The sequence below is a fragment of the Micromonospora sp. DT233 genome (genome assembly GCF_049841815.1).
Taxonomy (GTDB): Bacteria; Actinomycetota; Actinomycetes; order Mycobacteriales; family Micromonosporaceae; genus Micromonospora.
Genome location: NZ_JBNCLB010000009.1, coordinates 171633 through 192390, shown reverse-complemented (window position 1 = coordinate 192390; position 20758 = coordinate 171633). Strand labels below are relative to the sequence as shown.

Annotated in this window: 22 protein-coding genes and 1 pseudogene; 6 read left to right on the top strand and 17 right to left on the bottom strand. The window is 72.3% G+C overall.

Annotated features, from left to right (window positions below; translation table 11 throughout):
* Window positions 1–580: 580 nt before the first annotated feature.
* The 9 genes from pheT to ACLQ2V_RS20345 form a co-directional block, all read right to left on the bottom strand.
* Window positions 581–3130, bottom strand: a complete 2550-nt coding sequence (gene pheT / locus ACLQ2V_RS20385) for a phenylalanine--tRNA ligase subunit beta (RefSeq protein WP_425720110.1) — start codon at window positions 3128–3130, stop codon at window positions 581–583.
* 42 nt (window positions 3131–3172) lie between these two features.
* Window positions 3173–4246, bottom strand: coding sequence for a phenylalanine--tRNA ligase subunit alpha (gene pheS / locus ACLQ2V_RS20380; protein ID WP_425720109.1), 1074 nt, complete (start codon window positions 4244–4246; stop codon window positions 3173–3175).
* A 213-nt stretch (window positions 4247–4459) separates the two neighbouring features.
* Window positions 4460–5266: a TrmH family RNA methyltransferase gene (locus ACLQ2V_RS20375; RefSeq protein WP_425720108.1), complete on the bottom strand. Its 807-nt coding sequence runs from the start codon at window positions 5264–5266 to the stop codon at window positions 4460–4462.
* 83 nt (window positions 5267–5349) lie between these two features.
* Window positions 5350–5742 (bottom strand): 50S ribosomal protein L20, encoded by a 393-nt coding sequence (rplT, locus tag ACLQ2V_RS20370; RefSeq protein ID WP_425720107.1) that lies wholly within the window; start codon window positions 5740–5742, stop codon window positions 5350–5352.
* A gap of 32 nt (window positions 5743–5774) precedes the next feature.
* Complete coding sequence (gene rpmI, locus ACLQ2V_RS20365; RefSeq protein ID WP_425720106.1) at window positions 5775–5969, bottom strand: 50S ribosomal protein L35; 195 nt, start codon at window positions 5967–5969, stop codon at window positions 5775–5777.
* A gap of 18 nt (window positions 5970–5987) precedes the next feature.
* On the bottom strand, window positions 5988–6638 hold the full coding sequence (infC, locus tag ACLQ2V_RS20360; protein ID WP_425720105.1) for a translation initiation factor IF-3: 651 nt from the start codon (window positions 6636–6638) through the stop codon (window positions 5988–5990).
* A gap of 324 nt (window positions 6639–6962) precedes the next feature.
* Entirely contained in the window at window positions 6963–7436 is a 474-nt protein-coding gene (locus tag ACLQ2V_RS20355) for a PH domain-containing protein (RefSeq protein WP_425720104.1), read from the bottom strand.
* Between the two features lie 93 nt (window positions 7437–7529).
* Window positions 7530–8375: an ATP phosphoribosyltransferase gene (hisG, locus tag ACLQ2V_RS20350; protein WP_425720103.1), complete on the bottom strand. Its 846-nt coding sequence runs from the start codon at window positions 8373–8375 to the stop codon at window positions 7530–7532.
* Window positions 8376–8422: 47 nt separating this feature from the next.
* Complete coding sequence (locus ACLQ2V_RS20345) at window positions 8423–8686, bottom strand: phosphoribosyl-ATP diphosphatase (protein ID WP_036375234.1); 264 nt, start codon at window positions 8684–8686, stop codon at window positions 8423–8425.
* Between the two features lie 169 nt (window positions 8687–8855).
* Between ACLQ2V_RS20345 and ACLQ2V_RS20340 the strand changes: the two genes are divergently transcribed.
* The 4 genes and pseudogenes from ACLQ2V_RS20340 to ACLQ2V_RS20325 form a co-directional block, all read left to right on the top strand.
* Entirely contained in the window at window positions 8856–9734 is an 879-nt protein-coding gene (locus tag ACLQ2V_RS20340; RefSeq protein WP_425720102.1) for an ABC transporter substrate-binding protein, read from the top strand.
* On the top strand, window positions 9731–10576 hold the full coding sequence (locus ACLQ2V_RS20335; RefSeq protein ID WP_425720101.1) for an amino acid ABC transporter permease: 846 nt from the start codon (window positions 9731–9733) through the stop codon (window positions 10574–10576). Before ACLQ2V_RS20340 ends, ACLQ2V_RS20335 begins: the two co-directional genes overlap by 4 nt.
* Window positions 10577–10578: 2 nt before the next feature.
* On the top strand, window positions 10579–11322 hold the full coding sequence (locus tag ACLQ2V_RS20330) for an amino acid ABC transporter ATP-binding protein (RefSeq protein ID WP_425720100.1): 744 nt from the start codon (window positions 10579–10581) through the stop codon (window positions 11320–11322).
* A 166-nt stretch (window positions 11323–11488) separates the two neighbouring features.
* Window positions 11489–11619: pseudogene (locus ACLQ2V_RS20325) on the top strand (peptide ABC transporter ATP-binding protein); the annotation flags it as partial.
* 17 nt (window positions 11620–11636) lie between these two features.
* On the opposite strand, the gene ACLQ2V_RS20320 reads toward ACLQ2V_RS20325, so the two are convergent.
* The 3 genes from ACLQ2V_RS20320 to ACLQ2V_RS20310 form a co-directional block, all read right to left on the bottom strand.
* Window positions 11637–11960, bottom strand: a complete 324-nt coding sequence (locus ACLQ2V_RS20320) for a hypothetical protein (RefSeq protein WP_425720134.1) — start codon at window positions 11958–11960, stop codon at window positions 11637–11639.
* 197 nt (window positions 11961–12157) lie between these two features.
* Window positions 12158–12925 (bottom strand): Hint domain-containing protein, encoded by a 768-nt coding sequence (locus ACLQ2V_RS20315; protein ID WP_425720099.1) that lies wholly within the window; start codon window positions 12923–12925, stop codon window positions 12158–12160.
* An 8-nt stretch (window positions 12926–12933) separates the two neighbouring features.
* Entirely contained in the window at window positions 12934–15063 is a 2130-nt protein-coding gene (locus ACLQ2V_RS20310) for an RHS repeat-associated core domain-containing protein (protein WP_425720098.1), read from the bottom strand.
* A gap of 69 nt (window positions 15064–15132) precedes the next feature.
* Here ACLQ2V_RS20310 and ACLQ2V_RS20305 point away from each other — a divergent pair, with 69 nt between their 5' ends.
* Both ACLQ2V_RS20305 and ACLQ2V_RS20300 read left to right on the top strand, forming a co-directional pair.
* A complete protein-coding gene (locus tag ACLQ2V_RS20305) occupies window positions 15133–15429 on the top strand; it encodes a substrate-binding domain-containing protein (protein ID WP_425720097.1) in 297 nt (98 codons plus the stop codon).
* Between the two features lie 97 nt (window positions 15430–15526).
* Complete coding sequence (locus tag ACLQ2V_RS20300) at window positions 15527–16417, top strand: endo alpha-1,4 polygalactosaminidase (protein ID WP_425720132.1); 891 nt, start codon at window positions 15527–15529, stop codon at window positions 16415–16417.
* Window positions 16418–16498: 81 nt separating this feature from the next.
* On the opposite strand, the gene ribH is transcribed toward ACLQ2V_RS20300, so the two are convergent.
* The 5 genes from ribH to ribD are packed head-to-tail and all read right to left on the bottom strand — an operon-like array spanning window position 16499 to window position 20687.
* On the bottom strand, window positions 16499–16999 hold the full coding sequence (gene ribH / locus ACLQ2V_RS20295; protein ID WP_425720131.1) for a 6,7-dimethyl-8-ribityllumazine synthase: 501 nt from the start codon (window positions 16997–16999) through the stop codon (window positions 16499–16501).
* A 2-nt stretch (window positions 17000–17001) separates the two neighbouring features.
* On the bottom strand, window positions 17002–18276 hold the full coding sequence (locus tag ACLQ2V_RS20290) for a bifunctional 3,4-dihydroxy-2-butanone-4-phosphate synthase/GTP cyclohydrolase II (protein WP_425720096.1): 1275 nt from the start codon (window positions 18274–18276) through the stop codon (window positions 17002–17004).
* 32 nt (window positions 18277–18308) lie between these two features.
* A complete protein-coding gene (pnuC, locus tag ACLQ2V_RS20285; RefSeq protein WP_425720095.1) occupies window positions 18309–19013 on the bottom strand; it encodes a nicotinamide riboside transporter PnuC in 705 nt (234 codons plus the stop codon).
* Window positions 19010–19624, bottom strand: a complete 615-nt coding sequence (locus tag ACLQ2V_RS20280; RefSeq protein ID WP_425720094.1) for a riboflavin synthase — start codon at window positions 19622–19624, stop codon at window positions 19010–19012. The genes pnuC and ACLQ2V_RS20280 overlap by 4 nt, the downstream gene beginning before the upstream one ends.
* A 1-nt stretch (window position 19625) precedes the next feature.
* Window positions 19626–20687, bottom strand: a complete 1062-nt coding sequence (gene ribD / locus ACLQ2V_RS20275; protein ID WP_425720093.1) for a bifunctional diaminohydroxyphosphoribosylaminopyrimidine deaminase/5-amino-6-(5-phosphoribosylamino)uracil reductase RibD — start codon at window positions 20685–20687, stop codon at window positions 19626–19628.
* Window positions 20688–20758 lie beyond the last annotated feature (71 nt).

Below are 20758 nucleotides of genomic sequence, written 5' to 3'. Positions count from 1 at the left end.
GCTGGGGGCGAACCTTGGAACTGACCCGTTTGGTGCTTGGTCTTCTCGTCGCAGTCCTGCTCCCGCTGAGTCTGGAGGTCCTCCACCAGCGGCCGTGGGCTGCCCGGACGTTCACGACGTCATATGCCACATACGCGATCCTGCCGGTGTTCTCCGGTTGGAAGGGTCTGATCCTGTGGCTCGCAGTCACCGCGACGGCCACCGCATGACCGAAGCCCGCAAGCATCCCTGGCCGACGCACCACCGCACCACGGCTGACCCGCGACCGTGCCCGAGGGCGGATTCGAGACCATCTCAACCGGGTTCGCATATCCCAGAACGTCCTGCTGATCGATGATGCCGACGTCATCGATGGCATTCGTTTCGTACGGCTCTCCGTCGTGGCCGCCACGAAGAAGATGCTCAGCCGGCCACGCGACCTTGAGCATCTTGCGGTCATAGCGGCACACGGCTGCCGCCCCTAGGGTCTCCCCACCGGGTCGCCCGGCAACTTCCTCACGTTCCGCAGTCGCCAGGCCCGTTGACAGGCGGTCAGCGGGCCCCTTCCTGCCCAAGCGCGTCAGGAAGGGGCCCCGCACCGTCAGGCGCCGCGCAGGGTCGCGCCGAAGAGCTCGGCGGCGCGGGCCACCGCCGCGTCGCGGGCGGCCACCGCCTCCTCGACCGTCAGCGTCCGGTCCGCCGCGCGGAACGTCAGCTTGTACGCCAGCGACCGACGCCCCGCCCCGAGCTGCTCCGAGGCGTACACGTCGAAGAGGCGCACGTCCTCCAGCAGCTCGCCGGCCCCCTCGACCAGCGCCCGCTGCACCTCGGCTGCCGGCACCCCCTCGTCGAGCACCAGGGCCACGTCGATCAGCGCCGGCGGGAAGCCGGAGATCGTCGGGGCGGTGACGACCGGGGCGGCCGGCAGCGCGTCGAGGTCAAGCTCCATGGCGCTGCTGCGCCTCGGCAGCTCCAGCGCGGCCAGCACGGCCGGGTGCAGCTCGCCGGCGTGCCCGACGACGACCCCGTCGACCAGCAGCTCGGCGCAGCGGCCGGGGTGCCAGGGGGCGTACTCGGCGGCCCGCACCTGCACCCGGTCGGCGGGGATGTCGGCGGCGGCGAGCACCGCCCGGCCGGCCTGCACCGCGTCCGCCCAGCCGGCGGCCCGGCCGCCACCCCACCAGCCGGCGGGGTCGACGTCGCCGGTCAGCACCACCGCGGCGTGCCGGGGCTGGTCGGGCACGACCGCGTCGGCGGCGGCGAACTCCGCGTCGGTCGGCCGCCGGTCCACCCCCATCGTGGGCGGTGCGCCGACACCCGGGCGCGGGTGGAAGACCGCGCCGATCTCGTAGAGGGCCACGTCACGCTGACCCCGGCCGATGTTGCGCTTGAGGATGCCCAGCAGGGGGCCGAGCAGCGTGGTGCGCAGCAGCGGCTCCTCCTCCGACAGCGGGTTGGCCACCCGCACCGCGGCCCGGCGCGGGTCGTCGGCGGGCAGGCCGAGCAGGTCGGCCAGCTCACCGGCGACGAACGGGTGGGCCAGCACCTCGACGTACCCGCGCTCGGCCAGCGACCGGGCCACGGCCCGGTGCCGCCGCTGCTGCCAGGTCAGCCCTCGGCCGGGGGGCGCGGTGGGCAGCACCGAGGGCACCCGGTCGTACCCGTCGAGGCGGACCACCTCCTCGACCAGGTCGGCCGGGTCGGTGAGGTCCGGACGCCAGCTCGGCGGGACGACGCTGAGCACGTCCGCGCCGCCGATGGCCGGGACCCCGGCGTCGCCCGGGTCCTCGCCCAGCCGGCCGGCGCCCCGGGTGACGTGGCAGCCGACCTGCTCCAGCAGCGCGACCACCCGCTCCGGGGAGTAGGCCACCCCCACCCGCCGGCCCGGCAGGTCCGCCGGGATGCTGACCGGGGTACGCGGCCGGACGTGGTCCAGGTCGAGGATCTGCTCCCCCGCCGTGCCGCCGCCGTGCTCGGTGAGCAGCCGGACGGCCCGCTCGACGGCGACCAGCGGCAGGGCCGGGTCGACGCCCCGCTCCCAGCGCTTCGCCGCCTCGCTGAACAGCTTGTGCCGGCGGGCGGTGCGCCCCACCATCACCGGGTCCCAGTGGGCGGCCTCGAAGAGCACCTCGGTGGTGGTGGCGACGACCTCGCTGGTCTCGCCGCCCATCACCGCGGCCAGCGAGATCGGCCCGGTGTCGTCGCAGATCACCATGTCCTCGGCGGCCAGCACCCGGGTGACGCCGTCCAGCGTGGTCAGCTTCTCCCCCGCCTGCGCCCGGCGCACCACCAGCGGACCGCTGATCCGCTCGGCGTCGAAGGCGTGCATCGGCTGGCCGAGCTCGAGCATCACGTAGTTGGTGATGTCCACCGGCAGCGAGATGGTGCGGATGCCGGCGATGGTGAGCCGCCGCCGCATCCACTCCGGGGTCGGCGCGGCCGGGTCGCAGCCGCGCACCATCCGGGCGGCGAACCGGTCGCAGCCGACGGTGTCGCGCAGCTCGACCGGGTACGCCGGCTCGGCCGTCGCCCCCGGGGCGGGGCTGCGCCCCGGGTCGCGGAACGGCACGCCGAGGGCGTGCCCCAGCTCGCGGGCGATCCCCCGCACGCTGAGGGCGTACCCCCGGTCGGGGGTGATCTCCAGCTCGACGATCACGTCGTCGAGGCCGACCACGCCGCGGGCGTCGTCGCCGGGTTTGGCCGCGCTCGCCTCGGGCAGCACGATGATGCCCGCGTGGTCGTCGCCCAGGCCCAGCTCCTGCGCCGAACAGATCATCCCGTGGGAGTTGCGCCCGTAGGTCTTGCGCGCGCCGATGGCGAAGCCGCCGGGCAGCACGCCGCCGGGGAGGATCACCACCACCCGGTCGCCGACGGCGAAGTTGCGCGCCCCGCAGACGATCTCCTGCGGCTCGCCGGTGCCGTTGGCGGCGCCCACGTCGACCCGGCAGAACCGGATCGGCTTCTTGAAGCCGGTGAGCTCCTCGATCTCCAGGACCTCGCCGACGACCAGGGCGCCGGTGACGCTGGCCCGCAGGTCGGTCACCGCGTCGACCTCGATGCCGAGGTCGACCAGCGCCTGCTCCAGGTCCTCGGCGGGCAGGTCGGCGGGGAGGTCGACGTACTCCCGTAGCCAGCTGACAGAAACTCGCATGACTTCTCAGACCACCGTCTCGTTGTCTCGTCCCGGCACCGTCTACGCCCCGAACGCGCGGGTGAAGCGCACGTCGCCCTCGGCCATGTCCCGCATGTCGCTGACCCCGTGGCGGAACATCACGGTCCGGTCGATGCCCATCCCGAACGCGAATCCGGAGTAGACCTCCGGGTCGATCCCGCAGGCCCGCAGCACCCTCGGGTTGACCATGCCGCAGCCGCCCCACTCGACCCAGCGCGGCCCGTCGCGGTGCTCCGGGAACCACACGTCGAACTCGGCCGACGGCTCGGTGAACGGGAAGTAGTGCGGCCGCCAGCGGGTCTTCGCGCCCTCGCCGAACATGGCGCGGGCGAAGTGGTCGAGGGTGCCGCGCAGGTGCGCCATGGTGATGCCCCGGTCCACGACCAGGCCCTCGACCTGGTGGAAGACCGGCGCGTGGGTGGCGTCCATCTCGTCGGTGCGGTAGACCCGGCCGGGCACCACCACGTAGATGGGCGGCTCGCGGTGCAGCATGGTGCGCGCCTGCACCGGGGAGGTGTGGGTGCGCAGCACCAGCCCGGAGCTCTGCGCCCCCGGCGGCGGTGCGATGTGGAAGGTGTCCATCAGGCCCCGGGCCGGGTGGTCGGCGGGGATGTTGAGGGCGTCGAAGTTGGTCCACTCCAGCTCGACCTCGGGCCCCTCGGCCACCTCGTAGCCCATCCCGATGAAGAGGTCGCTGATCTGCTCGGTCAGCGTGCTCAGCGGGTGCCGCGCGCCGCGCGGGTGACGGTCGTAGGGCAGGGTGACGTCGACCCGCTCCTGCACCAGCACCCGCTCGGCCTGCTCGCGGCCCAGCACCTCGGCGCGGGCGGCGTAGGCGGCGTCGATGGCCCGGCGGGCCTCGTTGACCCGCTTGCCGGCGTCGGACTTCGCCGCCGGGGGCAGCGCGCCGATCTCCCGGCGGGCCAGCGAGACCGGGGAGCGGTCACCGAGGTGCGCGGGGCGCAGCGCGGTCAACGCGTCCGGGTCGGCGGCGGCGGCGAACGCCCGCTCGGCGTCGGCCACGGCCTCGGCCAGGGCGTCCGGGTCGAGCAGGGCGACCTGCTTCGGGTCGTACGGATCGTTGCGGTAGGTCATGGCGTACGGGCACTCCCTCACGGCGGCGCCGGCCCGTCACGGGCGGCGAGGCGAGTCTACGGACGCGCGGCTGCGCCGCAGCCCGCCGGTGGGAGATCGCGCAGGGGAAGGGTCAGGCCCGCCGCCCGCCGACACCGGCGGGCTGGCTAAACGAACGCCGTGACGCGTTCATCATCTCTGGACGCTCCCCTGTTGTGGGACCGCGCCGGGGCCTCAGGGGCGGCGGCGCAGTGCTCTGGCCGAAGCATACAGGCAGACGGCGGCGGCCGCCGCCAGGTTCAGGCTCTCGGCGCGGCCGTGCAGCGGCACCCGCACCCGGGCGTCGGCGGCGGCGGTCAGCTCCTCGGGCAGCCCGTGCGCCTCGGCGCCGAAGAGCCACGCCGTCGGGGCGGCGAGGGCGCCGGCGTCGGCGAGGTCGTCGAGGTCGCTGTCGCCGTACCCGGTGGTGGCCAGGACCGCCAGGCCGGCGGCCCGCAGCGCCTCGACCACCGCGCGGGGGTCGGGGGCGCGCACCACGTCGACGTGGAAGAGGCTGCCGGCGGAGGCCCGCACGCACTTGCCGTTGTACGGGTCGACGGCGTCGCCGGCGAAGACCACGGCCTGCGCCCCGGCGGCGTCGGCGGTGCGCAGCACGGTGCCGGCGTTGCCCGGGTCGCGGATGCCGGCGAGCACCGCCACCAGGCGGGGGCCGGCTTCGAGGGCGGCGGTCAGCGGCACGTCGAGGTGCCCGCAGACGGCGACGAGGCCCTGCGGGGCGACGGTCTCGGCGAGCGCGGCGAGGGCGTCGTCGGTGATCTCGGAGACGGGCACGTCGGCGCGGGCGGCGAGCGCGGCCAGGTCGGCGTGCCGGTCCAGCGCGGCCGGGGTGCCGAAGAGCTCGACGACGGTGCCGGGGCGGGCCAGGGCCTCCCGGACGGCCTGCGGGCCCTCGGCGAGGAAGCGGCGGTCGGCGTCGCGGTCGCGGCGGCGGTGCAGCCGCCGGGCCGCGGCGACCCTGGGGGTACGCGGGGTGAAGGGCATGGGGTGCGGCTCCGGAGCACGACCGAGGCGCCCGGCGTTCGTCTGGGACGACGACGCGGACGCCTCGGTCGGGTGCTGGCGGATCAGGCGGCCTGAGCCGCCGCGCCACCGGTGCCCTCGGCCGCCACGGCGGCGCGGGCGACCTCGACGATCGCGGCGAAGGCCGTGGCGTCGTTGACGGCCAGGTCGGCCAGGATCTTGCGGTCGACCTCGACGCCGGCCAGGCGCAGGCCCTGGATCAGCCGGTTGTAGGTCATCCCGTTGGCGCGGGCACCCGCGTTGATCCGGGTGATCCACAGCTGCCGGAAGTCGCCCTTGCGGTCGCGACGGTCCCGGTAGGCGTACTGCATCGAGTGCAGCACCTGCTCCTTGGCCTTGCGGTACAGCCGGGAGCGCTGGCCGCGATAACCACTCGCGGACTCCAGCAGGGTACGACGCTTCTTCTGGGCGTTCACAGCCCGCTTGACGCGTGCCATCTCAACTCCTTATTCGGTTCAGTTGGCGCGCGTCAGCGGCCGAGCAGCTTCTTGATGCGCTTGACGTCGGCCTTGGCCACCTCGACGGTGCCGGACAGCCGACGGGTCACGGTGGAGGGCTTCTTCTCCAGCTTGTGCCGCAGACCGGCCTGCTGAGCAACGATCTTGCCCCGGCCGGTCACCTTGACCCGCTTGCCCATGCCCGTGTGGCTCTTCATCTTCGGCATTGGTCGCCTTCTCCCCTGTTACTGACCGCTGGTGTCGGCGGTCGTGCCGGTGTCACCGGCTGCTGCGGTCTCGCCGGCCGCCGGGGTCTCGCCAGCAACCGGAGCCGCTGAGTCCTCCGCGGCCCGGTCCCGGGGAGCGCCACGGGACGCCGTCGCGGCGACCGCGGAAGCCTTGACGGCCCGGTGCGGAGCGAGAACCATGATCATGTTTCGGCCGTCCTGCTTCGGAGCGGCCTCGACGTATCCCAGCTCCGTGATCTCGGATTCGAGCCGGCGCAGGAGCCGGTAACCCAGCTCCGGGCGGCTCTGCTCCCGACCGCGGAACATGATCGTTACCTTGACCTTGTCGCCGGCCTTGAGGAACCGCACCACGTGACCCTTCTTGGTCTCGTAGTCGTGCGGGTCGATCTTCGGCCGGAGCTTCATTTCCTTGATGACGGTCTGCTGCTGGTTACGCCGCGCTTCGCGCGCCTTGAGTGCGCTCTCGTACTTGAACTTGCCGAAGTCCATGAGCTTGCACACCGGCGGGCGCGCCATCGGCGCAACCTCGACCAGGTCCAGGTCGACGTCCGCGGCCAGCTGAAGGGCGCGCTCCAGCGGGACGATGCCCACCTGCTCACCCTCGGGGCCGACCAGTCGGACCTCACGTGCCCGGATCTGCTCGTTCACGCGTGGTTCGACGCTGATGTGGCCTCCTCGAGTCGATGTCTGCGGTGCCGGCCGACTCCGCGGCTCCCGTGGTGGGAACCGACTCGGAAAGCAGAAGGCCCCGGCGCATGCCAGGGCCCACTCGACCGGTCGGCACGACCACATGATCGCGCATCCGGGACCGGGACGTGCCCGGAACCGGTGACCGGGACCCGGACACCAACTGGGGTGACTCGGGTGGGAGCAGGCGCTCCGCTTCAGGACCGCCCACACGTGGGACACGGGGGCAGTCTGGTCGACTCGCTCACCCTACACCCTGCCCCGATCCCACCCCAACCCGGGCGGTCAGCGGGGGGCCGGGCCGCCGGCGAGGGCCGCGAGGTGCGCCTGGTGCAGCCGGCGCAGGGCGCGGACCCCCTCGACCGCCAGCTCCTTGTCGGCCGCCTGGAGGGCCACCATCGGCAGCAGGTCGTCGTCGTGCAGCTCCAGGCTCGCCCACGGCGCGCCCCGGTCGAAGCGCACTCCCCGCACGACCTCCCAGGGCAGCTGGTACGAGCCGATGACGTTGCGCACCCGCACCCCGCGCGCGTCCGCCTCCACCCGGGGCCGGGTGAAGAGCAGGATGCCCAGCGCGCCGAAGAGGCCCAGGCCGATCATGGCGAGCTGGTCGCCGCGTTGGAAGGCGCCGTAGCCGGAACCGGTCGCGCCGGTCAGCGAGGTCGCCACCAGGCTGAAGACCACCACCAGCGCGGCGGCCGACACCCAGCAGACCTGCCGGATCCGGCGGGGGCGCAGGGTCACCAGTTCGGTATCGCTCACCCGACCAGTCTGCCACCCGACCCCGCCGCCCACGCCACCACCGCCACCCGTGAGCCTCGGCGCGGCGGGCGGCGGGGCGGGGCGGCGGGGGCCTCAGAGCCGACAGGCGTGGATGTTGGTGACCAGGATGGCGCGGGCGCCGAGGTCGTAGAGCTCGTCCATGATCCGGTGCACGTCGTCGCGTCGCACCATCGCCTGCACCGCCACCCAGCCCTCGCGGTGCAGCGGCGAGACGGTGGGCGACTCGATGCCCGGGGTGAGCGCGCTGGCCCGGTCGAGCAGCCCGGCCGGCACGTCGTACGCGAGCATCACGTAGCGGCGGGCGACCAGCACCCCGTGCATCCGGCGCAGCAGTTGCGCCGCCTGCGGGTGCTCCGGGGCGGCGACCCGGCGCACCAGCACCGCCGAGGAGACCAGCAGCGGATCGCCGACGATCTCCAGGCCGGCCTGGCGCAGGGTGGCCCCGGTGGAGACGACGTCGGCCACCACGTCGGCGACGCCGAGGCGCACCGCGTTCTCCACCGCGCCGTCGAGCCGGATCACGTCGGCGCTCACCCCGTGCTCGTCGAGGTAACGGCGGACCACCCCCGGGTACGCGGTGGCGATGCGGTGCCCGCCCAGCTCCTCGGTGGTGGCGATGGTGCCCGGTCGGGCGGCGAAGCGGAAGGTGGCGCCGCCGAAGGCGAGGTCGACGACCTCCTCGGCGGGGGCGGCCGAGTCGACCAGCAGGTCCCGGCCGGTGATGCCGAGGTCCAGGTCCCCGGAGCCGACGTAGGTGGCGATGTCCCGGGGGCGCAGGTAGAGGAACTCGACGTCGTTGGCCTCGTCCCGGCAGACCAGGTCCTTGGGGTCGCGGCGCTGCCGGTAACCGGCCTCGCGCAGCATCTGGGCGGCCGGCTCGGCCAGGGTGCCCTTGTTGGGAATGGCGACACGCAGCATGGCGGAGTGCTCCTTCGATCGGTGGAGAAGATCAGCGGGCGGGGCACTCACAGATGTCGGTAGACGTCCTTCAGCTCCAGACCGGTGGCCAGCATCAGCACCTGCGCCTGGTAGAGCAGCTGGGAGATCTCCTCGGCCGCCCGCTCCGGGCCCTCGTGCTCGGCCGCCATCCACGACTCGGCCGCCTCCTCGACGACCTTCTTGCCGATGAAGTGCACCCCCTTCTCCAGCGCGGCCACCGTGCCCGAGCCGGGGGTGCCGGCGGCGGCCTTGGCCTGCAGCTCGGCGAACAACTCCTCGAACGTCTTCACGGGGTGCGATTCTTCCAGCACCCGCGCGCCCGGCCGCGCAGCGGGTCCCGGCCACGCCGGGGCGGTTTCGGCGACGCAACGACCGGGGACGAACGGGACGCCCACGCCTGCCATCAGCATGGTGGGACGCTCCTGCGGAAAGTCCCCCGCCGGTCGTACCCTGTCGGCCATGCCCCGCAGCTCAGCGCCCCTCGCGCTCACCGCCGTCTGCGCCGTCGCCATCTCGCTGGCCGCCTGCGCGCCCCAGGACGAGGCCCCCACCGTCAACCCGGCCACCCCCGCCGCCACGGCGGGCGCGGGCTGCGCCAAGGAGAAGCTGCCCACCCGCACCGCCGGCAAGCTCACCGTCGCCACCGACGAGCCGGCGTACGAGCCGTGGTTCACCGACAACAAGCCGGCCAACGGCGAGGGCTTCGAGTCCGCCGTGGCCTACGCGGTCGCCACCAAGCTCGGGTACGCCCCCGCCGACGTCACCTGGGCCCGGGTCAAGTTCGACACCGCCGTCGCCCCCGGCCCGAAGAACTTCGACTTCGACATCAACCAGTTCTCCATCACCGAGGAGCGCAAGAAGGCGGTCGACTTCTCCAGCCCGTACCACCTGGTCCGGCAGGCCGTGATCGCGCCGAAGTCCGGCAAGATCGCCGGCAAGAAGTCCCTGGCCGACCTGCGCGGCGCGAAGCTCGGCGCCCAGGTCGGGACCACCAGCTACCAGGCCATCACCCAGGTGATCAAGCCGACGGCGCAGCCGCAGGTCTACAACAGCAACGACGACGCCAAGAAGGCTTTGCAGAACCGGCAGATCGACGGCCTGGTGGTGGACCTGCCGACGGCCTTCTACATCACCGGCGCGGAGCTCACCGACACCACGATCGTCGGGCAGCTGCCCCAGGTCGGCTCGCCCGAGGCGTTCGGGCTGCTGCTGGACCGCAACTCCCCGCTCACCGCCTGCGTCAGCGGCGCGGTCGACCAGCTGCGCGCCGACGGCACGCTCCAGCAGCTGGAGCAGAAGTGGCTGGCCCAGGTCGCGGGGGCGACCGAGCTGACGTGACCACCGTCGCGTACGTCCCCTCCGAGGCGCAGCGGCGGCGGGCGGCGTACCGGCGGCGGCAGACGGTGACCAGCGTGCTGGTCGCCGCCGCCTCCACGGCCGCGCTCGGCACCCTGCTGGTCGTCGCCGTGACCGGGGCGCCCGGCTGGGACCGGGTCCGGGAGTCCTTCGCCGACCCGGGCGTCGCCCGCGACGCGCTGCCCGAGGTGCTCGCCGGGCTCTGGCTCAACGTGCGGCTGCTGGTCTGCTGCGCGGCCGGCGCGCTGCTGCTCGGCCTGCTGATCGCGCTGCTGCGCACGCTGCGCGGCCCGGTCTTCTTCCCGGTCCGCGCGCTTGCCACCGGCTACACGTACACCTTCCGGGGGTTGCCGCTGATCATCGTGCTGTACCTGCTCACCCTGGGCGTGCCGGGGCTGCGGTTGCAGGGCATGCCGTCGGTGCTGGTGCTCGGCGGGCTGGCGCTGGTGCTCACCTACGGCGGGTACCTGGCCGAGGTGTTCCGCGCCGGCATCGAGTCGGTGCACCCCAGCCAGCTCGCCGCGGCGCGCTCGCTCGGGCTGAACTACCGGCAGACCATGCGGCACGTGGTGCTGCCGCAGGCCGTGCGCCGGGTCGCCCCGCCGCTGCTCAACGACGTGGTGGCGTTGCAGAAGGACGTCGGGCTGGTCTCGCTCGCCGGCCCGATCGACGCGGTCCGGGCCGCGCAGATCGCCACCGCCGTGACGTTCAACTACACGCCGTACGTGGTGGCCGGGGTGCTGTTCGTGCTGCTGGCGATCCCGCTGATCGCGGTCACCGACGCGGTGACGCTGCGGGCCGCCCGCCGCCAGGGAAGGGGCTGAGCATGACGCTGCTGCGGTGCCGGGGGCTGCGCAAGTCGTACGCCGGTCAGGTGGTGCTCGACGGGCTGGACCTGGCCGTCGAGGAGCATCAGGTGGTGGCGCTGATCGGGGCGTCCGGGTCGGGCAAGTCGACGCTGCTGCGCTGCGTCAACCTGCTGGAGGAGCTGGACGACGGCACCATCGAGCTGGACGGTGCGGAGATCTCCGACCCCCGGGTCGACCCGGACCGGGTGCGCCGGCGGATCGGGATGGTCTTCCAGTCGTACAACCTCTTCCCGCACCTGAGCGTGCTCGACAACGTCACCCTGGCCCCGGTGCGGGTGCACGGGCGGGCCCGTGCCGAGGCGCAGGCCCAGGCCCGGGAGCTGCTGGACCGGGTGGGGCTCGGCGCGAAGGCCGACGCCTACCCCGACCGGCTCTCCGGCGGCCAGCAGCAGCGGGTGGCGATCGTCCGGGCGCTGGCCAACTCGCCCCGGCTGATGCTGCTCGACGAGGTCACCTCGGCGCTGGACCCGGAGCTGGTCGGCGAGGTGCTGACCCTGATCCGCGACCTGAAGGCCGACGGGATGACGATGGTGCTGGCCACCCACGAGATGAGCTTTGCCCGCGAGGTCGCCGACCAGGTCTGCTTCCTCGACGGCGGGCGGGTGATCGAGGCCGGCCCGCCGGAACGGGTGCTGGGCGAGCCCACCGAGCCCCGGACGCGCCAGTTCCTGCACCGGATCATCGAGGCCGGCCGCCTCTGACCGACCGCTACGGCACTACCCTGGGCCGAGGAAGGGCACGCTCCGGGGTTCCGACCTACCAGGGGCACCACCTGGGCCACGCCGGCCGATGTCGGGCTGTCCCGGCACGCCAGCGAACCGGCCGCCGGCGGAAACCGCGATGCGCGTCAGCACGGCCCCTGCGGCGGTCGCCGACCAGGTCTGCTTCCTCGACAGCGGACGGGTCATCGAGGCCGGCCCGCCGCAGCGGATGCTGGGCCAGCCCACCGAGCTCGGACGCGGCAGTTCCTGCACCGAATCATCGAAGCCGGCCGCCTGAGCCCGAGAGGAAAGCTCTACGGCAATGAGCCAAACTCCGCAAGGTCAGCAATATCGACTACAGCGATCGCCTCCTTCTGATACCGTCCTAGGTCTTCAAACCAGTTTGGATAATCGCCGCGACGGCTAAAAAATCTTACATTGGCTCCTTGCAAAAAGAACTCTTCATCTTCCTCATCCACAAATACACTCACTATTGTCAGCAAACTTTCAGCTCCAGGAAGTGTGGCAGCATCTCTCAACATCCGAGCAGCGAAAGAAAGGCATCGCGCAGCCGCGCTATTCAAATACTTCGCTTCGTTCTGCACGAGGTCCGACAGGGGAACATAGACGTCATTCACCTCATACTCGTATGACCCGACTTCCGAGGTGGAAATATTTTTCCGCCACCCTCCCCCCCATAGGGATTTCAGCAGGAGCGTCCCGGATGGGCCGACAATCCACCCGGAGCGCGCAACCTCATCTAAGTCAGGCGGCAAATAATCAATCAATCCCACAGGTCCATGCCCGAGAATTCTAGACATGATTGAATTGATTTTCACGGCGGGGGGATCTCCATATATTGATAGGCCTTTACGATAGCGCTTTGCGGGACCTGTTTTGCAATCTTCGAAGCTAACACCTCTCCACTCTCCGAAATCATGTTCCAGTACGGGTGGTCTTCAGTCGTGGAAAGCGGTTTACCCCCTACATCCAGGATGTGAATGTTGTCTTCGTGTACCCATACGTTGGAGACGGCTTCCTGACCCACCTCGCCGGTTTCGGGGTCTGCGACAGCCAGCAGATCACCGACTTTCAGCTCGCTGATTGGTTTGGTGTTTCCGTCGGCGAGGAGGACGGGTGTGTCTCCGGCGAAGCTGCATGCCGCTCCGGCACGTCCGGCAGCGCTGGCGGCGAAGAGGCTGTAGCCGGTGAGGGCTCCGGTGCCGGCGGCTCCGAGGAGGCTGCCGCCTGCGGCGAACTCTCCCGCTCCTGCGGCAGCGCTGGCAGCGAACCGGCCGCCGGCGGAAACCGCGATGCGCGTCAGCACGACCCCTGCGGCTGCCCAGCACTCGGGCCCTACTACGAGGCAGGCCGCAGTTCCAGCTACCAGGATGACGGCGACGACGCCAGCCAGTCCGCCCGAGTTGGATTTCCAGTTCACGCTGCTACAGGTCGATTCGGGCAGGCCGAGCATGTGGTAACAGGCGTAGGAGCCGTGGGCAGGGTCCTGGGCGGCCCATTCGTATGCTTCGCCCCAGGTGAATACCCCGTCGGCGTCTCGGTAGCCGGTGGCAAGGACGTAGTCGGGGATACCGCCCGGCACTGGGGTCTTCAGGTGATTGGTGACCTCCTGAGGGCTGGGCCGGGCGGGCGCCTGGGGGTCGCCGCTGCAACCGCCGCAGCCGTCGTTGTCGCCGTCGACCTCGACGTAGTCACCGTAGAGGTCTTCGTAGTCGGCACCAGGGCCGCAGTTGTCGTCGGAGCAGGCTCTGAGGCCGCTGGGGTCGGACAGGGTGACGGGACTGTTGTCAGCGTAGGAGTAGCCCTGCCACTGCTGAGGGTTGGCGAGGTCGTGGATGGGTCGACGCTGATGAACCTGCCCAGACTGGGATCGTATTCGCGGGCCCCAAGGTGGGTGAGTCCGGTGGGATCTTGGTCGCCACCGACGAAACCCTTGGTGTTGGGCCAACTGGGCGTGCCGCCGCGGGGTTGGCCGTAGGGGTCTTGGCGTCGGGTGGTGACGGCGTGGGTGGTGGCATTGATGGCGGTGAGTTGGGTGCCTTGGTGGTCAGGGTAGGTCCAGGTGAGGCCGGTGGAGTTGCGGCTGGCGATGAGTTGGCCGCCGAAGCTGTAGTAGCGGGTGCCGCTGACCGCGCTGGTGTTCTCGCGGCGGATCTCCTGGCCGGGGAGGTAGAGGGTGGTGCCGGTGGCGTCACGGCGGAGGAGACGGTTACCGTCGGCGTCGTAGATGTTGCTGCCGGCGGTGGGTGCGTTACCGGAGATCGTGGCGAGGCGACCTTCGGCATCCCAGGCAAGGTTCTGCGACTGGGCGTCGGGTGGGCAGGCGTTGGCGGCGGTGCCGGCCGGCCGGCAGGTGGTGTTGCCCGCGTTGTCGTAGCTGTAGTTGGTGACGACGGCGGGATTCGCCCCGACCGTGGTGGTGACCTTGGTGACGGCATGCGGACGCGCTACGTCCGCCCCGCCGGTCGGGTGGGTGTAGGTGCGTTGGGTGTTGCTGATGGCACCGTGGGAGACCTCTTGGGTGCGGTTGCCCACGGCGTCGAAGGTCCAGTCGAGCCAGTAGGGTGCGGGACCGCCGAGGGTCGCGGTGCTGGGGTTGGTGCTGCAGGGGGTGCTGCTCGCGGGGGTCCAGGCGGAGGTGAGACGACGCAGGGTGTCGTATCGGAAGCACTGGGTTTCACTGCTGCCGACGGCGGGGGTGTCGGTGATGGTGGTGATGTTGCCGGCGTCGTCGGGGGTGTAGCGACGGTCGGAGACGGTTCCGGCGGCGGTCTGCGGCTGGATGGTGACGCGGTTTGCCCGGCGGGTGACCTCGTCGTAGTAGGTGGCGTCCTCGACGTAGAGACCGCCCGAGGTTTGCCGGGTGGTGATGTTGGGTTCGCCGAACTCGGTGTAGGTCTGCAACGTGACGTAGGTGCCTGCGCTCGTGGAGGTCAGCGAGGTGGGCAGCCCGGTGCCGGCGTTGTAAACAGTCTCGACCTGCTCATTGGAGAGACCGGTGTTGATGGTGCTGCCAGTTGCCGACTTCGGATACCCGGTGTAGGTAGGCGTGCCGTCATAGGGTGAGTAGCCGTGGCCGTAGGTCCACGTGCCGGAGAGGCCGGCTCCTTCGACGGCGGGGATGACGTAGTTGGTGGTGCTGGGCTGACCGCGAGGGTTGAAGGCGCCGACCTGCCACTTGTAGATGTTCGTCGAGCCCGGCGGGTCGTACCGGTAGGACTCGGTCAGTTGACCCTTCGCTTTTGCCGTGGAGCCGGTGTAGAGCTGGTCGTACTTCCACTTCGCGCGCAGGGCCCCGGTCGCGGAGTCGTCACGGAGTTCGGTCTTGCGGCCCAAGGCGTCGTAGCCGTACCAGAGGACTTCGCCTCGGGCGTCGGTTGTCTTCTCAAGCTCGTTGAAGTCGTTGTACTGGTTGGTGGTGGTTCCCTTGTCCGGGTCCTTCGAGGAGGTTTGCCGGCCCTTGACGTCGAAGGTGTAGGTCCACCTGTTGCCGACGTGGTCGGCGATCGTCGTGAGCTGGTCCTTGCTGTTGTAGGTGTACCAGGTCGACTGGTGGGGACCCGTGACACCAGAGCTGGTGGTGTGCTCGCGTAACTCGACGGTGCGGCCCTGGGCGTCGACGATCGTGGTGGTCGGCGTGCCGCCGGTCGGCGGGGTGACGGTGGTCAGATCACCCTCGTGGGTGGTGGAGACACGCCACTTCTCCACGAGGTTCGTCACACCGTCGCCGTGCAGGAAGATTTCCGCGGTGGACCGGTTCGCGTTGTCGTAGACGGTGCGTACGAGGGAATGTCACGGGCCCGCCGCCCCGACGCCCTCGCCACGATGAGCGACGCGCTCGCCGCCGGCGCGCTGCGCGCCCTGGCCGACGCCGGGCTGCGGGTGCCCGCCGACGTCGCGGTCACCGGCTGGGACGACGCGGCCGTCGCGCGCCCCCTGAACCTCACGACGGTCGCGCAGTCCATGCGGGACCAGGGCGCCGCCTGCGCCCACCAGGTGCTCACCGGCAGCCGCGCCGACTTCACCGATCAGTGGCGGGTCGTCGAGCGGGCCTCCACCCGCCCCGGCCGGTCCATAGGGGCGTGACGTGCGGCACCGGGTGCGGCGACCGCCCGCATCCGGCAATTGACACCTATGTGTTCAATCAGTTGAATGGGCCACCAGCGCCCATCGCGCCCAGCCGATCCGCCCAGTTCGCCCGGGTGCCCGTTCATCGGGGCCGGGTGGATGCGAGCACTCCGGAGCCGCCCCCGTGGTCAAGCTTTCCCTCGCCCGCCGCCTCGCCGCCGGCGCCGTCGCGCTCACCGCCGCCGTCGGTTGCGGCGTCGCCGTGCACGCCGGTCCCGCGGCCGCCGCGTACGCCCTTCCGCCGGTCAACGGCAAGTTCGACTACCAGATCGGCGAGCCCTACACCCCGCCGAGCGGCGTCACGGTGGTCAGCCGCGACCGTAACGCGACGCCGGCCCCCGGGATCTACAACATCTGCTACGTCAACGCCTTCCAGGTGCAGCCCGACGAGGTCTCCTGGTGGCAGGACAACCACGACAACCTGCTGCTGCGCGACTCCGACGGCGAGTACGTCGTCGACGGCGACTGGGACGAGATCCTGCTCGACCTCCGCACCGCCGCGAAGCGCACCGCGATCGCCGCCATCGTCAACGGCTGGATCAGCGGCTGCGCGGCCGACGGCTTCAAGGCCGTCGAGCCCGACAACATCGACTCGTACCAGCGCTCCGACGGCCTGCTCACCAAGGCCAACGCGGTGGCATACCTGAAGCTGCTGGCCCCGCACGCACACGCCGCCGGGCTCGCCATCGGGCAGAAGAACACCACCGAGCTCGGCACCGCAGGCAAGGCCGCCGGCCTGGACTTCGCCATCGCCGAGGAGTGCGGCCGCTACAACGAGTGCACCGACTACACGGCCGTGTACGGCAACAACCTCATCGTCATCGAGTACACGAGCACCGCGTACACCAAGGCCTGCACGGCGGTCGGCGCGCGCGTCTCGGTGGTCCGCCGCGACCTCGACGTCACCGCCCCGGGCAGCTCCACGTACGTCTACAAAGCCTGCTGACGCGGCGGTCGGCCACGGCGGCCGGCATCGGGGAGTCGTTCCCGGTGCCGGCCGTCGCGCGTGTGCCGTTTTCCACAGTGGTCAGCGGCCGAAGCCGAGCCGGTTCCCGGCGGCGGCGTCCAGGCCGCGCACGGCCAGCGCGGCGTCCAGCGCCGCCACCGTCGCCGACCAGCCCTTGTCCTCCGCCGAGCCGGGCAGCCCGGCCCGGTCCCGGGCCTGCTCGATGGTGTCGACCGTGAGCACCCCGTGCGCGACCGGCTTGCCCTCGTCGAGGGCCACCCGGGTCAGCCCGTCGGTGACCGAGCGGCACACGTAGTCGAAGTGGGCGGTGGCGCCCCGGACCACCACGCCGAGGGCGACCACCACGTCGAAGCGGCGGGCCATCGCCTGGGCCACCACCGGCAGCTCCACCGAGCCGGCGACCCGGGCCGCCACCGCCCGCGCCCCGCACGCCTGCGCCGCCGCCAGCGCCCGCTCCAGCATGTGGTCGGTCAGCTCGCCGTGCCAGCGCGCGGCGACGACGCCGACCGTCAGCCCGGCGGCGTCGACCGCCGTCACCCCCGGCTCACCGAAACCCGCCATGGTCACGCTCCGATCTCGTCGTCGGCGACCAGGCGGCCCAGCGGCGCCTCGGTCACCTCGTCCAGCTCGTCCAGCAGGTGCCCCATCCGGTCCCGCTTCGTGCGCAGGTAGCGCACGTTCTCGGGGTGCGGGCGCACCGGCAGCCCCTCGCGGCCGACCACGGTGAGGCCGTACCCCTCCAACCCGGCCCGCTTGGCCGGGTTGTTGGTCAGCAGCCGCATCGACCGCACGCCCAGGTCGTAGAGGATCTGCGCGCCGGTGCCGTAGTCGCGGGCGTCCGCCGGCAGCCCCAGGTCCAGGTTGGCGTCCACGGTGTCGCGGCCCAGGTCCTGCAACTGGTACGCCTGGAGCTTGTGCAGCAACCCGATCCCGCGCCCCTCGTGCCCGCGCACGTAGAGCACCACCCCCCGGCCCTCCTGGGCGACGCGGGCCAGCGCGGCCTGCAACTGAGGGCCGCAGTCGCAGCGCAGCGAGCCGAAGACGTCGCCGGTCAGGCACTCGGAGTGCACCCGCACCAGCACGTCGGTGCCGTCGCCGAGGTCGCCCATTACCAGGGCGACGTGCTCGGCGGGGTCGTGCTCGGCCCGGTAGCCCAGCGCCCGGAACACCCCGTACGGGGTGGGCATCCGGGCCGCCGCGACCTGCTCCACCTGCTTCTCGGTGTGCCGGCGGTGGGCGATCAGGTCGGCGATGGTGACCAGGGTCAGCCCGTGCTCGGCGCAGAACTTCTCCAGGTCCGGCAGGCGCATCATGGTGCCGTCGTCGTTGACCAGCTCGCAGATCACCCCGGCGGGGCGCAGCCCGGCCAGCCGGGTCAGGTCGATCGCCGCCTCGGTGTGCCCGGGACGGCGCAGCACCCCGCCCTCGCGGGCCCGCAGCGGCACCACGTGCCCGGGGCGGGCCAGGTCGGTGGGGCCGGTGGAGGCGGCGGCCAGCAGCCGGATGGTGTGCGCCCGGTCGGCCGCCGAGATGCCGGTGCCGATGCCCTCCCGGGCGTCCACCGTCACCGTGTACGCGGTGCCCCGCCGGTCCTGGTTGGTGTGGTGCATCGGCGGCAGGTCCAGCCGGTCGCACTCGCTCTCGGTCAGCGGCACGCAGATGTAGCCGGAGGTGTAGCGGACCATGAACGCGATCAGCTCCGGCGTGACCAGCTCGGCGGCGATGATCAGGTCGCCCTCGTTCTCCCGGTCGGCGTCGTCGACCACCACGACGGGCCGGCCGGCGGCGATCTCCGCCACCGCCTGCTCGATGCTGGCGAAGGGGCTGTACTCGCTCATGGGCGACTCTCCGGTTCGCTTGCTGGGTGCGCTCACGCGACGACCTCCGAGTAGCTGGGGCGGCCGGCGACGCGGGCCGGGCGCGTCGTGCGGGAGGTGCGCCACCAGGAGACGAACCCCCAGACGCAGAACGCCCCGTAGAACAGGTACATGGCGGCCGAGGGGTAGAATCCGCCGCGCAGCAGCAGCGGCACGCCGACGGCGTCCACGGCGATCCAGAGCAGCCAGAACTCCACCCAGCCCCGGGCCATCCCGTAGGTGGCCAGCAGGCTGCCGGTGAGGATCCAGGCGTCCGGCAGCGGCCCCCAGGAACCGAGCGCGGCCAGCACCGGGTACGCGGCGGCGGTGCCGAGCACGGCGACCAGCAGCACGCCGATCCGTTCCCGCCCGGTGGCCCAGCGCGGCGCGACCGCCACGGCGGGCTCGCCGTCGACGCCGCCGCGGCGGTTGCGCTGCCAGCGCCACCAGCCGTACGCGCTGACGGCGAAGAAGAACACCTGCCGGCCGGCCTGACCGTAGAGGTCGTGGGCCTGCGGGGTGGCGAAGACCCCGCCGAGGAAGACGGTCAGCAGCAGCGCGTTGCCGATCATGCCCACCGGCCAGGCCCAGACCACCCGGCGCAGCCCGAGCAGCGCCGAGAGCAGGCCGAAGACGTTGCCGACGATCTCGCGCAGCAGCACCGGGGAGCCGCCGACGTGCAGTTGGGCGTCGAGCAGCCAGCCCAGCGGGCCGGTCACCGCCCACCCCCGGCGGGGAGCCGGTCGGCGAGCAGCCGCTCGACGTACTTGGCCAGCACGTCCACCTCCAGGTTGACCGGGTCGCCGACCGCGCGGGCGCCGAGGGTGGTCAGGGCGAGGGTGGTGGGGATCAGCCCGACGGCGAACCAGTCCGGCCCGACGTCGGCCACCGTCAGCGACACCCCGTCGACGGTGATCGAGCCCTTCTCCACCACGTACCGGGCCAGGGCGGCGGGGAGGCGGAAGCGGACCGTCTCCCACTGCGGCGCCGGCTCGCGGGAGAGCACCTCGCCGACCCCGTCGACGTGGCCCTGCACGATGTGCCCGCCGAGCCGGCTGTTCAACGCGGCGGCGCGTTCCAGGTTGACCGGGGCGCCGGGGCGCAGCGCGCCGAGCGCGGAGCGGCGCAGCGTCTCCCCCATCACGTCGGCGGTGAAGACGCCGCCGTCGACGCCGACCACGGTCAGGCAGACCCCGTTGACCGCGATGGAGTCGCCGTGTCGGGCGTCGGTGGTGACCAGCGGGCCACGGAGGGCCAGCAGGGCGGAGTCCGCCGCGGTCTCGGTCACGGCGACGACCTCGCCCAGCTCCTCGACGATGCCGGTGAACATGTCAGCTCTCCCTCGTTCGGGGCAGCGCGGTGATCCGCAGGTCGGGGCCGACCCGCGTGACGTCGGTGAGTTCCAGGTCGATGGCGTCGGCGATGGTGCCCACCCCCGCGCCGGCCAGGGCGGTCGGCCCCGCGCCGAGCAGCTTCGGCGCGACGTACCCGACGACCCGGTCGACCAGCCCGGCGGCGAGGAACGCGCCGGCCAGCGTCGGGCCGCCCTCCAGCAGCGCGGAGCGCACCCCCCGCTGGTGCAGCTGCGCCAGCAGCGCCGCCAGGTCGACCCGGCCGTCCGGGCCCGCGCCGACCTCGTCGGCGGTGGCGACCCAGGTGCGGGCGGCGCCGTCGCGGACCCGGGCGGCGGCGGGGGTACGCCCGGAGCTGTCCACCACCACCCGCAGCGGCTGCCGGATGGCCAGGGTGCCGTCGCGCAGGTTGCGGGCGGTCAGCCGGGGATCGTCGGCCAGCACGGTGCCCACCCCGGCGAGCACGGCGTCGACGGTGCCGCGCAGGGCGTGCACGTCGGTCCGGGCGGCCTCCGAGGTGATCCACATGCTGGTGCCGTCGGCGGCGGCGGAGCGCCCGTCGAGGGTGGCGGCGAACTTCCAGGTCAGGTACGGCCAGCCGCGCCGCATCGAGGTGAGCCAGGCGACGTTGCCGGCCTCGGCCTCGGCGGCGCGTACCCCGAAGTCGACCTGGATGCCGGCGGTCCGCAGGGTGGCCGCGCCGCCGGAGGCCACCGGGTTGGGGTCGGGCACGGCGACGACCACCCGGGCGACGCCGGCGTTGATCAGGGCGTCGCTGCACGGGCCGGTGCGGCCGGTGTGGTCGCAGGGCTCGAGGGTGACCACGGCGGTGCCGCCCCGGGCCCGCTCGCCGGCCTGGGCGAGCGCGACGATCTCGGCGTGCGGGCCGCCCGCGTACGCGTGGAATCCCTCCCCGACGACCTCGCCGTCCGCGTCGAGCAGCACGCAGCCGACCACCGGGTTGGGGCTGGTGGTGCCGAGCCCGCGGGCCGCGAGCGCGACCGCCCGACGCATCGCCTCGTCCACGGAGCCGCTGGCCATCGCCCTGTGCCGTCCTCTCGCTCGCCGGTCGCGCGGGCGGTCGGGAGGCTGACGGGCAGGCGGGGGCGGGA

Excerpts from the sequence above, each read along its gene's own strand:
- pheT (WP_425720110.1), bottom strand. The coding sequence starts at position 3,130 with ATGCGAGTTTCTGTCAGCTGGCTACGGGAGTACGTCGACCTCCCCGCC.
- pheS (WP_425720109.1), bottom strand. The coding sequence starts at position 4,246 with ATGACCTACCGCAACGATCCGTACGACCCGAAGCAGGTCGCCCTGCTC.
- ACLQ2V_RS20375 (WP_425720108.1), bottom strand. The coding sequence starts at position 5,266 with ATGCCCTTCACCCCGCGTACCCCCAGGGTCGCCGCGGCCCGGCGGCTG.
- rplT (WP_425720107.1), bottom strand. The coding sequence starts at position 5,742 with ATGGCACGCGTCAAGCGGGCTGTGAACGCCCAGAAGAAGCGTCGTACC.
- rpmI (WP_425720106.1), bottom strand. The coding sequence starts at position 5,969 with ATGCCGAAGATGAAGAGCCACACGGGCATGGGCAAGCGGGTCAAGGTG.
- hisG (WP_425720103.1), bottom strand. The coding sequence starts at position 8,375 with ATGCTGCGTGTCGCCATTCCCAACAAGGGCACCCTGGCCGAGCCGGCC.
- ACLQ2V_RS20340 (WP_425720102.1), top strand. The coding sequence starts at position 8,856 with ATGCCCCGCAGCTCAGCGCCCCTCGCGCTCACCGCCGTCTGCGCCGTC.
- ACLQ2V_RS20330 (WP_425720100.1), top strand. The coding sequence starts at position 10,579 with ATGACGCTGCTGCGGTGCCGGGGGCTGCGCAAGTCGTACGCCGGTCAG.
- ACLQ2V_RS20305 (WP_425720097.1), top strand. The coding sequence starts at position 15,133 with ATGTCACGGGCCCGCCGCCCCGACGCCCTCGCCACGATGAGCGACGCG.
- ribH (WP_425720131.1), bottom strand. The coding sequence starts at position 16,999 with ATGGCGGGTTTCGGTGAGCCGGGGGTGACGGCGGTCGACGCCGCCGGG.
- ACLQ2V_RS20290 (WP_425720096.1), bottom strand. The coding sequence starts at position 18,276 with ATGAGCGAGTACAGCCCCTTCGCCAGCATCGAGCAGGCGGTGGCGGAG.
- ACLQ2V_RS20280 (WP_425720094.1), bottom strand. The coding sequence starts at position 19,624 with ATGTTCACCGGCATCGTCGAGGAGCTGGGCGAGGTCGTCGCCGTGACC.
- ribD (WP_425720093.1), bottom strand. The coding sequence starts at position 20,687 with ATGGCCAGCGGCTCCGTGGACGAGGCGATGCGTCGGGCGGTCGCGCTC.